The 12,386-nt window shown below is 71.2% G+C and carries 11 protein-coding genes; 3 read left to right on the forward strand and 8 right to left on the reverse strand.

Annotated features, from left to right (window positions below; translation table 11 throughout):
- Positions 1 to 23: 23 nt before the first annotated feature.
- Positions 24 to 929 (forward strand): 5'-3' exonuclease, encoded by a 906-nt coding sequence (locus ACZ6TU_RS20935; RefSeq protein WP_467675917.1) that lies wholly within the window; start codon positions 24 to 26, stop codon positions 927 to 929.
- Between the two features lie 126 nt (positions 930 to 1,055).
- Complete coding sequence (locus ACZ6TU_RS20940; RefSeq protein WP_467675583.1) at positions 1,056 to 1,898, forward strand: siderophore-interacting protein; 843 nt, start codon at positions 1,056 to 1,058, stop codon at positions 1,896 to 1,898.
- Between the two features lie 39 nt (positions 1,899 to 1,937).
- On the opposite strand, the gene ACZ6TU_RS20945 is transcribed toward ACZ6TU_RS20940, so the two are convergent.
- Positions 1,938 to 2,519, reverse strand: a complete 582-nt coding sequence (locus tag ACZ6TU_RS20945; protein ID WP_469550168.1) for a GNAT family N-acetyltransferase — start codon at positions 2,517 to 2,519, stop codon at positions 1,938 to 1,940.
- Between the two features lie 80 nt (positions 2,520 to 2,599).
- Here ACZ6TU_RS20945 and ACZ6TU_RS20950 point away from each other — a divergent pair, with 80 nt between their 5' ends.
- Positions 2,600 to 3,586, forward strand: a complete 987-nt coding sequence (locus tag ACZ6TU_RS20950; RefSeq protein WP_467675587.1) for an RluA family pseudouridine synthase — start codon at positions 2,600 to 2,602, stop codon at positions 3,584 to 3,586.
- On the opposite strand, the gene ACZ6TU_RS20955 is transcribed toward ACZ6TU_RS20950, so the two are convergent.
- The 7 genes from ACZ6TU_RS20955 to ACZ6TU_RS20985 all read right to left on the reverse strand — a co-directional run bounded on the left by ACZ6TU_RS20955 (position 3,580) and on the right by ACZ6TU_RS20985 (position 12,381).
- The gene (locus ACZ6TU_RS20955) at positions 3,580 to 5,097 is read right to left on the reverse strand and encodes a cytochrome P450 (RefSeq protein ID WP_469550170.1); all 1,518 of its coding nucleotides are present in this window, start codon (positions 5,095 to 5,097) and stop codon (positions 3,580 to 3,582) included. The two genes, ACZ6TU_RS20950 and ACZ6TU_RS20955, sit on opposite strands and share 7 nt — an antisense overlap.
- A 70-nt stretch (positions 5,098 to 5,167) precedes the next feature.
- Positions 5,168 to 5,788: a GTP-binding protein gene (locus ACZ6TU_RS20960; protein ID WP_467675591.1), complete on the reverse strand. Its 621-nt coding sequence runs from the start codon at positions 5,786 to 5,788 to the stop codon at positions 5,168 to 5,170.
- Complete coding sequence (locus tag ACZ6TU_RS20965) at positions 5,769 to 6,167, reverse strand: DUF742 domain-containing protein (RefSeq protein WP_469550174.1); 399 nt, start codon at positions 6,165 to 6,167, stop codon at positions 5,769 to 5,771. The genes ACZ6TU_RS20960 and ACZ6TU_RS20965 overlap by 20 nt, the downstream gene beginning before the upstream one ends.
- Complete coding sequence (locus tag ACZ6TU_RS20970; protein WP_467675595.1) at positions 6,164 to 6,571, reverse strand: roadblock/LC7 domain-containing protein; 408 nt, start codon at positions 6,569 to 6,571, stop codon at positions 6,164 to 6,166. Before ACZ6TU_RS20970 ends, ACZ6TU_RS20965 begins: the two co-directional genes overlap by 4 nt.
- Positions 6,568 to 8,208: a sensor histidine kinase gene (locus ACZ6TU_RS20975; RefSeq protein ID WP_467675597.1), complete on the reverse strand. Its 1,641-nt coding sequence runs from the start codon at positions 8,206 to 8,208 to the stop codon at positions 6,568 to 6,570. The genes ACZ6TU_RS20970 and ACZ6TU_RS20975 overlap by 4 nt, the downstream gene beginning before the upstream one ends.
- A gap of 395 nt (positions 8,209 to 8,603) precedes the next feature.
- Positions 8,604 to 11,450, reverse strand: a complete 2,847-nt coding sequence (locus ACZ6TU_RS20980; RefSeq protein WP_467675599.1) for a DEAD/DEAH box helicase — start codon at positions 11,448 to 11,450, stop codon at positions 8,604 to 8,606.
- A 40-nt stretch (positions 11,451 to 11,490) separates the two neighbouring features.
- A complete protein-coding gene (locus ACZ6TU_RS20985; protein WP_467675601.1) occupies positions 11,491 to 12,381 on the reverse strand; it encodes a diacylglycerol kinase in 891 nt (296 codons plus the stop codon).
- Positions 12,382 to 12,386 lie beyond the last annotated feature (5 nt).

A 12,386-nucleotide genomic window follows, 5' to 3' on the forward strand; every position in this document is an offset into this window, starting at 1 on the left:
TGCGTGGCGTGACCGGACGACTGATGCTTCTCGACACCGCCTCCCTGTACTTCCGCGCCTACTTCGGCGTCCCGGACTCGGTGAAGGCACCGGACGGCACGCCGGTGAACGCCGTGCGCGGGCTGCTCGACTTCATCGACCGCCTGGTCCGGGACCATCGGCCGGACCGTCTCGTGGCCTGCATGGACGCCGACTGGCGGCCGCACTGGCGGGTGGAGCTGATCCCCTCCTACAAGGCCCACCGCGTCGCCGAGGAGCACACGGCCGGCCCTGACGAGGAGGAGGTGCCCGACACGCTGTCGCCGCAGGTGCCGGTCATCGAGGCGGTGCTGGACGCGGTGGGCATCGCGCGCGTGGGCGTCGCGGGATACGAGGCCGACGACGTGATCGGCACGTTCACGGCGCGGGCGACGGGCCCGGTCGACATCGTCACGGGCGACCGCGACCTGTACCAGCTGGTGGACGACGCGCGCGGGGTGCGCGTGCTGTATCCGCTGAAGGGCGTGGGCACGTTGCAGCACACCGATGAGGCGGCGCTGCGCGAGAAGTATGGCGTCGACGGCAGCGGGTACGCGGATCTGGCCCTGCTGCGCGGCGACCCCAGCGACGGCCTGCCGGGCGTGCCGGGCATCGGCGAGAAGACGGCCGCCAAGCTGCTGGCCGAGTTCGGGGACCTGGCCGGGATCCTGGCGGCGGTCGAGGACCGGGGGTCGAAGCTGACGCCGACGCAGCGCAGGCGGCTGGACGAGGCCCGCCCGTATCTGGCGGTCGCGCCGAAGGTGGTCCGGGTCGCGGACGACGTACCGCTGCCGGACGTCACGACGGCGCTGCCGCGGACACCGCGCGACTCGGCGGAGCTGGAGGTACTGGCGGCCCGCTGGGGGCTGGGCGGGTCACTGGAGCGCCTGCTGACGACGCTCGCGGCGTGACCTCTGCATGGGGCCGGTGGCCCTCCTGAGGCCGGTGGCTCTCATCAACATCTCATTCGAGAGGTGTTAAGTGGGGGCAGGTGCTAACTTAGGTAAGCCTAACCACATGAATTCAGGGAGGCCCTCATGGCAGAGCGACCGGGACGCCAGCCGCGCAAACCGCACTCCGCTCAGGTCGTCCGCACCGAGCGGCTGACCCCGCACATGCAGCGCGTGGTGCTCGGTGGCGAGGGTCTCGCCGACTTCGCGGCGGGCTCATGCACCGACCACTACGTGAAGCTGCTGTTCCCGCCGGAGGGTGTGACCTATCCGGAACCCTTCGACATGCAGCGCATCCGCGACGAGCTGCCGCGCGAGCAGTGGCCGGTGACCCGGACGTACACGGTGCGCCACTGGGACGCCGAACACCGCGAGCTGACCCTGGACTTCGTCATCCACGGTGACGAGGGTCTGGCCGGGCCGTGGGCGGCGCGCGTCCAGCCGGGCGAGACCGTGCGGTTCATGGGCCCCGGCGGGGCGTACGCGCCCGACCCGGACGCCGACTGGCATCTGCTCGTCGGCGACGAGAGCGCGCTGCCCGCGATCGCCCGCTCCCTGGAGGCACTGCCGCGCGGGGCCAGGGCGTACGCCTTCGTGGAGGTCTCCGGCACCGAGGAGGAGCAGAAGATCGACTCGGATGTGGAGGTCGTCTGGCTGCACCGCGGTGACCGGCCGCTCGGCGAGGCGCTCGTCGAGGCCGTGCGGGGCCTGGAGTTCCCCGAGGGCCGGGTGCACGCGTTCGTCCACGGTGAGGCGCACTTCGTGAAGGAGCTGCGCCAGCTGCTCCGCGTCGAGCGCGGCATCTCCCGCGAGGACCTGTCGATCTCCGGCTACTGGCGCCGCGGCCACAACGAGGACGGCTGGCAGGCCTCGAAACGGGAGTGGAACGCGCGCATCGAGGCGGAGCAGGAGAGCGCCCCCGCCGCCTGAGCGGCGCGAGCACGTCACTCCGACCCGGGCATACCGTGGTCAGGCGCCTCGCACGCGCGCGTGCAGATGCATGTCGTGCCAGCCGTCCGGGTGCAGGATGGCGCTGCGCTTGGTGCCTTCGAGGGCGAAACCGGTCCGCGAGGCGACCCGGCAGGAGGCCTCGTTGCGCACGGCGTGCAGCAGTTCGAGACGGTGGAACCCGATCTCGTCGAGCGCCCAGCGGGCGAGTGCGGTCGTGGCCCGGGCGGCGACGTCCCGGCCGCGTGCCGCCGGGACGGTCCAGTACGCCACCTCCGCCACGCCGTCGTCGAGCCGTATCTCGCGCAGCGCCACCCGCCCCAGCAGCCGGTCGGAGTCCGGGGCGACGACGGCCCACTGCGCCTCCCGCTCCTCCTCCCACGCCTGATGCCAGTCGCGGATCCAGCCGGCGACCTCCTCCTCGGAGTCGGCGGTCCGGGCGTGCCACTGGTGCATCACGGGGTCCTGGAAGACCTCGTACACCGCAGGGGCGTCCTCGGCCCGCCAGGGGCGCAGGAGGAGTCCGTCGCCGGTGGCCAGGGCGGGCTGCGGGTGGTCGGTGAGGACCTTGGGCGTCAGGACCGGGCTGATGAGGAAGGGCATGCCCACATCCTGGCAAGGGGGCGGTGGGCGGCCCCAGTGGTTTTCCGCCGGTGCCCGCCCGCCTCGTACGCTGGGCCGCGATGAGACGCAGGACCCGCATTCCGCCCGCTCCCCTCCCGCAGCGCCACGGGGTGGACCCGGTGCGCGTGCGACTGCCCGTCGCGGGGGCGTGGGCCACGGTGCGTGAGCATCTGGTGGAGCGGCTCTCGGGGGCCGGTGACGGGGTCGTCGACGGGATGTTCGACGCGGGGCGGATCGTCGGGGCGGACGGGCGGGCCGTGCCGGCGGACGCGCCGTATGTGCCCGGGATGTTCGTGTGGTTCCACCGGGAGCTGCCCGACGAGGTGCCGGTGCCGTTCCCGCTGGAGGTCGTGTACCGGGACGAGCACATCGTGGTCGCCGACAAACCCCACTTCCTCGCCACCACCCCGCGCGGCGGCCATGTCGCCGAGACCGCGCTGGCCCGGCTGCGCCGCGAGCTGGACATCCCGACGCTCGGCGCCGCGCATCGCCTGGACCGGCTCACCGCCGGACTCGTGCTGTTCACGGTGCGCCCCGAGGAGCGCGGTGCGTACCAGACGCTGTTCCGCGACCGGCGGGTGCGCAAGGAGTACGAGGCCGTCGCCCCGTACGAGCCCGGCCTCACCCTGCCCCGGACCGTGCGCAGCCGGATCGTGAAGGAGCGCGGCGAGCTCACCGCCCGGGAGGTGGCGGGCGAGCCCAACGCCGTCAGCCGCGTCGAACTCGTCGAACACCGCCCGGACGGGTCCGGCGGACTCGCCCGGTACCGGCTCGTGCCCGGCACCGGGCAGACCCACCAGCTGCGCGTGCACATGACCGCGCTGGGCGTGCCGATCCTCGGCGACCCCCTCTACCCCGAGGTCACCTCGCCCGTGCCGGCCGGCGACTTCCGGCGCCCGCTCCAACTGCTGGCCCGGGCCCTGGAGTTCACCGACCCGGTCACGGGCGTGGAGCACCGGTTCCGCAGCGGCCGGGTGCTCGCGGCCTGGGCGTCGCACGACCGGTGGGCCGCCGGGACGTACGACGGCCCGTCGCACGGTCAGTAGCCGCGCCACCAGCTCAGGAAGCGCTGCCAGACGCCCTTGCGGCGGGCCGGTTCCTGCGCCGTCGGCTGCGCCTGCGGCTGCACGGGGGCCGGCTGAGGTTGCGCCGGGGCCGGTTGCGGCTGTGCGGCGACCGCTACGGGCTGGGGCTGCGGTTGCGGTTGCGGTTGCGTGATACCGATCTGCCAGTCGGACCGCTGGGCGGGGACGTGGTTGTGGTTCGGCGTCTCCGTCACGTCCTGCGGTGGCTTCGGCGCGAACTGCACCGGCAGGGACACGAGGTGCCGCGAGGCGATGGACGCCGTCCAGCGCAACTCGTCCTCGTCGCAGTCGAGTTCGACGTCCGGCAGCCGCATCAGCAGCGCGTCGACGCCGACGTCGGCGATGGAGCGGCCGATGTCCTGGCCGGGGCACTCGTGCGGGCCGCCGCCGAAGGCGAGATGGGAGCGGTTGCCCTGCATGCTGGCGGACAGGTCGGGCCGTACCCGCGGGTCGACGTTGGCCGGGAGCGGCGCGAAGAGCAGCCCGTCGCCCCGGCGGATGCGCTGCCCGCCCAGCTCGGTCTCCTGCTTGGCGAAGTAGGCGAAGACCGTGCTGAACGGCGGCTCGTTCCACAGCGACTGCTCCACCGCCTCCGGCACCGTCATCTGGCCGCCGTTGAGCTGGGCCCGGAAGCGCGGGTCGATCAGCACCGTGAGCAGCACGTTGGACAGCAGGTTGGTGGTGGCCTCGTAGGCGGCGAAGAGCACCAGGCGCAGGTGCTCCCTGACCTCGTCGTCGGTCAGCCGGGCCGGGTGGGTGATCAGGTAGCTGGCCAGGTCCTCCTCCGGCTGGACGCGGCGCCGGGCGGTGAGCCGACTCAGGGCCTCCATGACGTAGGAGTGGCTGGTGATCGCCGTCTCGGTGCCCTTGAGCGCGTCGCGGGCGGCCTCGACGAGACGGTCGTTGTACTCGTCGGGCATGCCGAGGATCTCGCACATCACCGCCATCGGGAGGTGCTCGGCGAACTGTCCGACGAGGTCGGCCTCGCCCTGCTCGCAGAACCGGTTGACGATGGCCTGCGTGCTGCGGTTGATGTAGCGGCGCAGACTGCGGAAGTCGATGGTCGAGATGGCGCCCTGCACCGCGCCGCGCAGCCGCTTGTGCTCGTCGCCCTCGGCGTGCGAGGCGATGGGCTGCCAGGCGATGTGCGGCATCAGCGGGTGATCGGGCTTGACCAGGCCGTCCCTGAGCGGGGTCCAGATCCGGCTGTCCCGGCAGAACTGCGTGGGCGAGCGCACCATGTGCAGGTTCTCGGCATGGCCGAGCACGATCCAGATCGGTACGTCGTCGTGGAGCAGCACGGGTGCCACGGGGCCGTGCTCCTTCCGCAGCTGCTCGTACAGCGCTGCCAGGTCCTCCGACTCGTGCAGCCGGGGCAGCCCCCCGGCCCCGGGGCCGTGCGCGGGGCAGCCGGGGGGCGGGCCGGGCAGGGGGGCGTCCGTACCCGTCGAGGCGTGGGATTCAGGCGTCACAGTGGTCGCTCCGAAACTGAAGTAAATCCAGGTGTACAGGGGGGAGGTAAGGGATGGGGCGGATACGGGATCAGGTGAGCGAGCCCGTCATGGAGAGCGAGTGCAGGAAGCGCGTGAGGGTCATCAGGACGTCGCGGCTGGAGGCCCGCCGTCGCGCGTCGCACTCCATGATCGGGATGTCCGGGGAGAGGTCGAGCGCCGTGCGCAGCTCCTCGATGGGGTAACGGGGCGCGTCCGGGAAGGAGTTGATGGCGACCACGAACGGCACGCCGCGTTCCTCCAGGCGCCCCATCACGTCGAAGCTGACCTCCAGCCGACGCGTGTCGACCAGCACCACCGCGCCGAGCGCACCCTCGAACAGGCCGTTCCACAGGAACCAGAAGCGCTGCTGGCCTGGTGTGCCGAAGAGGTACAGCACGAGCTGGTCGGTGATGCTGATCCGGCCGAAGTCCATCGCCACGGTGGTGGCCGTCTTGGACGCGGAACCGAAGTTGTCGTCGACACCGATGCCGGCCTGCGTCATGGTCTCCTCGGTGGTCAGCGGTTTGATCTCGCTGACCGAGCCGACCATGGTCGTCTTGCCGACGCCGAAGCCTCCCACGATCACGATCTTGGCCGCGGCCTGTGCCGTGTGTGGCAACTGGTCCTCGGCCCGGGGGCCCGGGATGGTGTCAGAGCCTTTGAAGTCCATTCATCACCGCTTCGAGGAGGGAACGGTCGGGGACCGCCTGGCGGACGATCGGGGAGCGCGCCGTCACCAGATCCGCCGTCAGCAGCTCGGTGAGCAGCACGCCCATCGCGCTGAACGGCAGGCTGAGGTAGGCCGACAGTTCGGCGACGGACAGGGGGGCGGCGCAGAGCCGGAGCAGCGCCGCCTGCTCGGGCGAGGCGGAGGGCGGCGGGTCCGCGGCACGCGCCACGATTAACGTCACCAGGTCGAGCTCGGCCCGTTCACCGTCCGGGCCGGCCACCACGTACATCCGCTCCGGGTTCCTGACCTTGCCCTCGCCCTCCTGGGGCTTGGGCGGTTCCGGGGCGGACTCGCGCCTCTGGCGTTGGGGAGGCGTCATACGATCTGCCCGTTCCGCCGGGGCGGACTGGTGAGATGGCCGCCGATGCGGACGACGAGGTCGCGCATCATCGCGCTCATCCGGCCGGGTTCGCACCGCACGTCGGAGAGCACCGCGAGGAAGGCGTTGGCTCCGGCCTTCATCAGGTAGAAGTAGCCGCGGTCGATCTCGATCATGACGAGCTTCATCTCGCCGTCGCCGACGGTGAGTTCCTGGCAGATGCTGCTCGCGAGGGACTGCAGGCCGGCGCAGGCCGCGGCGACCCGGTCGGCCGCGTCGGGCTCGCCGCCGTGGCGGGCGATGCGCAGACCGTCGGCCGAGAGCACCACGATCATCTCGATGCCCGGCACGCCGTCGGCGAGTTGCTTGAGCATCCAGTCGAAGTTGCCTCGCTGCTGGATCACTTGAGGTCCCCCTCGTCGTCGGCCTCGGTGGGGGCCGGGTCGTTGATCAGGTGCAGGTACTTGGTCGGATTCCGCAGGAAGTCGGTCGGGTGCGTGCCGGGTTCGATGCCCTGCTTGAGTCCCTCCCAGAAGGCCTCGAGGCCCTTGCCGGGGGCGTCGGGGGCATTCATGTCGAGCAGGGGCTCGGGCTCGGGCTCCGCTGTCGCCCAGGGGTTCGCCTCACCCCGTGCGGCGGCCTCCCGGTCTTCCCGGTCGTAGGCGGCCTGCTGGGCGATCCGCTCGGTGAGGGACATCTTCACCCGGCTGCGGCGCTGCGGCAGGCCGTTCGGCGTCCACTCGGTGACCTCGGGGACATCGTCGTCCTCCAGGGAGACTGTTTCGGGGATGCGCGGGTTGGTGGGGCGGCGCTTCTTGGGCGTGCGCTTCGGCCCCTCGGGGATGCCGACGGTCATGGGGATGCCGGTGGCGCCGATGCCGTGGGCGAGTCCGACACCGGGCTCGTGGGTCACCATCTCGCTCGGCACGATGAGGATGGCGCGGACACCGCCGTACGCGGAGGCGCGCAGCGAGACCTGCATGTTGTACGCCGTGCAGAGGCGGCCGACCACGGCCAGGCCCAGGCGCGGGTGCTCGCCGATGTCCTGCAGGTCGACGCCCGCCTTGGCGGCCTCCAGCATGCCCTCGATCCGGGCCCGCGCCTCCTCGTTGAGGTTGACACCGCCGTCCTCGATCTCGATGCAGACGCCGGTCTGCACCTCGGTGGCCGTGACGTGCACCTTGGTCTGCGGCGGCGAGTAGCGCGTGGCGTTGTCGAGGAGCTCGGCGGCGGCGTGGATGACGGGCTCGACGTAGATGCCCTTGACACTGATCTTTGCGATGGAGGACAGCTGGATGCGCCGGTACTCCAGGATGCGGGACATGGCGCCGCGCAGTGTGCTGTACAGGGACACCGGCTCGGGCCACTGCCGTCCGGGGCGGCCGCCGCCGAGGACGGAGACGGAGTCGGCGAGGCGGCCGATCAGGGCGTTGCCGTGGTCGATGCGCAGCAGGTCGTCGAAGACTTCGGGGTTGCGGCCGTGGTCCTCCTCCATCTCCCTGAGTTCCTCGGCCTGTTGGTGGATGATCGACTGGACGCGGCGGGCGACACTGACGAAGGAGCGAGCGGCAGCGTCACGCATGGTCACTTCGCGGTCGACGATCCTGAGCACCGTCAGCAGCGTCTCGGTCTGCGGGGCGGGGAGGTCGCGGTACTCGGGGTTGGCGAGGCCGAGCTTGCGAATCACCTCCCTGGGGGATTCTCCGGTGCTCAGCAGACGGAGCGCCGCGGGGATGATCTCCCTCGAGAAGCGGACCAACTCGTGCTCGTGGGCGGCGATCCGCTGTTCCAGCTGCGCGCTGTGACGGGCGTGCTCGCCCCGCTGCTTCCGCAGGGCACGGCCGCGGCGCACCGCTTCGGCCGCCGTCGCGATCACCAGCACGGTGGCGATGCCACCGCACCAGCCGACGGCGAGCCGGGCCGGCGCCGTCACCAGGGCGACAGCGGCTCCGGTCGCCGCGGCCATAGCTATGGCCGGCAGCAGCAGCACGCGCGCGTAGGGAAGTTCACCGCGACCGGGAGGGGATTGAACACTCACCATGTGGGCCTTCTGAAAGGAGTCGGCTGGGGTTCGGGAGGACTTGCAAGGGGGTATGTCATGAAGCTGCAGGACTCTTCCGCACATTGGGGAACAAGCGCACGAATTCACCTCAAGCCGGTGCGCTGCGGGCGAGCTTAGTCCGACCGGATCATCGCCGTGTCATATTCAGCAACTGCCGGAAACCGGTCGCGAAGGGATAGTACGCTCAACCGTTTACACGCTGCGACACCGTTCGAATACGAAGGGTAGTTGCGAACGGGTATGCGAAAGTCCCTCACCTTCACGAGTGAGGGACCTTCAGAGCAACGTACTTTCAGGGGCGCGGGGCTGTGTCAATGTGCGGCTCCGCCGCCTGGGCGCGAGCAACCACGAACACCGGCACCCACGCAGCAAGCTCACCCCACCGACGAGTAGGCGACAACTCCCCGCAGCAACAGATCAACGGCCTTACGGGCGTTCTTCACCACTGAAGACCCCTCCGGCGCCGCCGCCGCGATCTGCCCCAGCACATCGATGACCTGCTTGCACCACCGCACGAAGTCCCCCGCCGGCATCTCCGCCTCGCGCAGCACCTCGTCGAGCCCCTTCCCGGAGGCCCACATGTACGCGGCCCAGGCGAACCCGAGATCGGGCTCACGCTGCCCGACCCCCTCCGTCTGGGTGATCCGGAACTCCTCCTCCAGGGCGTCCAGCCGCCCCCAGATCCGCACCGTCTCCCCCAGCGCGGCCTTGGCCTTCCCCGACGGCAGCTTCGGCGCCAGCGCGTCGTCCCCGGCGCGCGCCTCGTACACCAACGCCGAGACGCACCCGGCCAGTTCGGCCGGGCCGAGCCCCTCCCAGACGCCCTCGCGCAGGCACTCGCTGGCGAGCAGGTCCAGCTCGCCGTACAGCCGCGCGAGCCGCTTGCCGTGCTCGGTGACCTCGTCACCGCGCAGGTAGTCCAGTTCGGTCAGCAGCGCCACGATCCGGTCGAACGTCCGCGCGATCGTGTTCGTACGGCCCTCGATGCGCCGCTCCAGCTGCGAGGTGTCCCGCATCAGACGGTGGTACCGCTCGGCCCAACGGGCGTGGTCCTCACGGTCGTTGCACCCGTGACACGGATGCGCGCGGAGCGCGGTCCGCAGCCGGGCGATCTCACGGTCGTCGGCCGCCTGGGAGCGCCGCTTGCGGTGCCGGTCCGCCGGGATGTGCCCGGCCTTGGTACGCAGCGCGGACGCGAGGTCCCTACGGGACTGCGGGGAACGGGGGTTGAAGGACTTCGGGATCCGCATCCGCTCCAGCGGCTCCACCGGCACCGGGAAGTCGATGGCCGCCAGCCGCTTCACCTGCCGCTCGGCGGTCAGCACCAGCGGGCGCGGCCCGTCGTGGTGCTCGAATCCGCGGTGGCCGTTGGAACGGCCCGCGGGCAGGCCCGGGTCCAGCACCAGCGCCAGGCCCGCGTACTTGCCGGTGGGCACGTGGATGACGTCACCGGGCTTCAGCTTCTCCAGCGCGACCGCGGCCTCCGCGCGCCGCTGTGCCGCACCCTGCCGGGCCAGTTCGTTCTCCCGGTCCTTCAGTTCGCGGCGCAGCCGCGCGTACTCCTCGAAGTCGCCGAGGTGGCAGGTCATGGAGGCCTTGTAGCCCTCCAGTCCCTCCTCGTTGCGCTGCACCTGCCGGGAGATGCCGACGACCGACTTGTCCGCCTGGAACTGCGCGAAGGACGTCTCCAGCAGCTCGCGCGAGCGGTGCCGGCCGAACTGCTCGACCAGGTTGACCGCCATGTTGTACGACGGCTTGAAGCTGGAGCGCAGCGGATACGTGCGCGTGCCGGCCAGGCCCGCCAGGTGCTCGGGGTTCATGCCGCGCTGCCACAGCACCACGGCGTGGCCCTCGACGTCGATGCCACGTCGCCCGGCCCGGCCGGTGAGCTGCGTGAACTCGCCCGGGGTGATGTCCGCGTGCTGCTCGCCGTTCCACTTGACGAGCTTCTCCAGCACCACGGAACGGGCGGGCATGTTGATGCCGAGGGCGAGGGTCTCGGTCGCGAACACGGCCTTGACCAGGCCGCGCACGAACAGTTCCTCCACGACCTCCTTGAAGGTCGGCAGCATGCCCGCGTGGTGGGCGGCGATGCCGCGCTCCAGGCCCTCCAGCCACTCGTAGTAGCCGAGGACGTGCAGGTCCTCGTGCGGGATGGACGCCGTGCGCTCCTCGACGAGCGCGCGTACCCGCTGGCGCGCCTCCTCGTCGTTGAGCCTGAGGCCCGCGTACAGGCACTGCTGGACGGCGGCCTCGCAGGCGGCGCGGCTGAAGATGAAGGTGATGGCGGGCAGCAGCCCCTCGGCGTCGAGCCGCTCGATGACCTCGGGCCGGCTCGGCGTCCACACCCGGGACCGTTGTCTGCGCTCGCGCTCGCGGTCGGCCTCGCGCAGTCGGCCGCGCCGGCGGTCCTGGTACGACGGCCGGCTCGCCTCCATGCGCGCCATGCGCGTGAGGTCGGGGTTGACTGCCTTCTTGTGGCCCTCGCCCTCCTCGAACAGGTCGTACATCCGCCGCCCGGCCAGCACGTGCTGGAACAGCGGCACGGGCCGGTGCTCGGAGACGATCACCTCGGTGTCGCCGCGGACCGTGTCGAGCCAGTCGCCGAACTCCTCGGCGTTCGACACGGTCGCCGAGAGGGAGACGAGCGTGACCGACTCGGGAAGATGAATGATCACCTCTTCCCATACGGCTCCACGGAAGCGGTCGGAGAGGTAGTGCACCTCGTCCATGACCACGTAGCCGAGGCCCAGGAGGGTCTGCGAACCGGCGTACAGCATGTTCCGCAGCACCTCGGTGGTCATCACGACCACCGGCGCGCCGGAGTTGACGCTGTTGTCGCCGGTGAGCAGGCCCACCTTGTCCGTGCCGTAGCGGCGGCACAGGTCGGCGTACTTCTGGTTCGACAGCGCCTTGATGGGCGTCGTGTAGAAGCACTTCTTGCCCTGCTGGAGGGCGAGGTGGACGGCGAACTCGCCGACGATCGTCTTGCCGGAGCCGGTGGGCGCGGCTACCAGCACGCCCTTCCCCGCCTCGAGCGCCTGGCAGGCCTCGATCTGGAAGGGGTCGAGGCCGAAGTCGTACATCTCGCGGAAGGAGGCGAGCGCGGTGGCCTGCTCGGCAGCGCGCTGACGGGCTGCCGCGTACCGCTCGGCCGGTGAGAGATCCTCTGTCATCGTGCTTTCGAGCGTACCGGGCCGCACCGACAACAGGACGATCATTATCCGGAACCGATCCTGTGAAACCTCGGATCCCTCCAGCTCAGGGGCCGACGACGCGCACTCCCCCGCGCACGCAGCGCGCGCTCAGCGGCAGCGGCCCCAGCGGCTCCCCGTCCGCGTACCCCGTGATCCCCTCGGCGGTGATCTCGACCCGCGCCGCCCGCAGCACGGTCACCTTCGGATGCTCGACGTGGGCCCCCCGGTACACCCTCGGGAACACCCGCAGCAGCGTCGTACGGCTGCAGTCCCCGACCACCGTGATGTCGAACAGGCCGTCGGTCAGGTCGGCGCCGGGGCAGATCCGCATGCCGCCGCCGTACGAGGAGCCGTTGCCGACGGCCACCAGGGTCGCCTCGACCTCACGCACGTCGCCGTCGTCGAGCCTGATCCGGTACGGGACGGGCCGGAACGCCGCGAGTTCGGCGACCATCGCGAGGTCGTACTTGAAGCGGCCGGCGGGCCATCGCATGCGGTTGCCCCGGTCGTTGACGCGGGAGTCGAATCCGGAGGCGAGGACCGTGCCGAACCAGCTGTCGCCCACCTGCCCGAGGTCCACGTCGTGGATCCGGCCGCACTTGAGGGCGTCGGCGATCATGCGGCCCGCTGCGGCCGGCTCCCGCACGGGCAGGCCGAGGGTGCGGGCGAAGTCGTTGCCGGTGCCGACGGCGACCAGGCCGAGCGGGGTGCGCGTGCCCGCGACCGCCCGCAGCGCGAGGTTGGCCATGCCGTCACCGCCAACGGCTATCAGTGCCCCGGTACCGCCCTCGACGGCGGCACGCGCCCGTGTGAGGGCGTCGGCGGCGTCCTCCCCGAGCACCGTGCGTACCGAGAAACCGGCCGCCCGCAAAGCGGAAGCGGCCGGCTGCGCCGCGCGGGCGCCCCGGCCGCGGCCCGCGGTGGGGTTGACGAAGAGGGTGATCTCGCTGGTCACGCGAC

The organism is Streptomyces sp. NPDC052064 (genome assembly GCF_055585925.1).

What these genes read in the sequence shown, in the direction of transcription:
- ACZ6TU_RS20935 (WP_467675917.1), top strand. Translation starts at nt 24, where the DNA reads ATGCTTCTCGACACCGCCTCCCTGTACTTCCGCGCCTACTTCGGCGTC.
- ACZ6TU_RS20940 (WP_467675583.1), top strand. Translation starts at nt 1,056, where the DNA reads ATGGCAGAGCGACCGGGACGCCAGCCGCGCAAACCGCACTCCGCTCAG.
- ACZ6TU_RS20945 (WP_469550168.1), bottom strand. Translation starts at nt 2,519, where the DNA reads ATGCCCTTCCTCATCAGCCCGGTCCTGACGCCCAAGGTCCTCACCGAC.
- ACZ6TU_RS20950 (WP_467675587.1), top strand. Translation starts at nt 2,600, where the DNA reads ATGAGACGCAGGACCCGCATTCCGCCCGCTCCCCTCCCGCAGCGCCAC.
- ACZ6TU_RS20960 (WP_467675591.1), bottom strand. Translation starts at nt 5,788, where the DNA reads ATGGACTTCAAAGGCTCTGACACCATCCCGGGCCCCCGGGCCGAGGAC.
- ACZ6TU_RS20965 (WP_469550174.1), bottom strand. Translation starts at nt 6,167, where the DNA reads ATGACGCCTCCCCAACGCCAGAGGCGCGAGTCCGCCCCGGAACCGCCC.
- ACZ6TU_RS20975 (WP_467675597.1), bottom strand. Translation starts at nt 8,208, where the DNA reads ATGGTGAGTGTTCAATCCCCTCCCGGTCGCGGTGAACTTCCCTACGCG.
- ACZ6TU_RS20980 (WP_467675599.1), bottom strand. Translation starts at nt 11,450, where the DNA reads ATGATCGTCCTGTTGTCGGTGCGGCCCGGTACGCTCGAAAGCACGATG.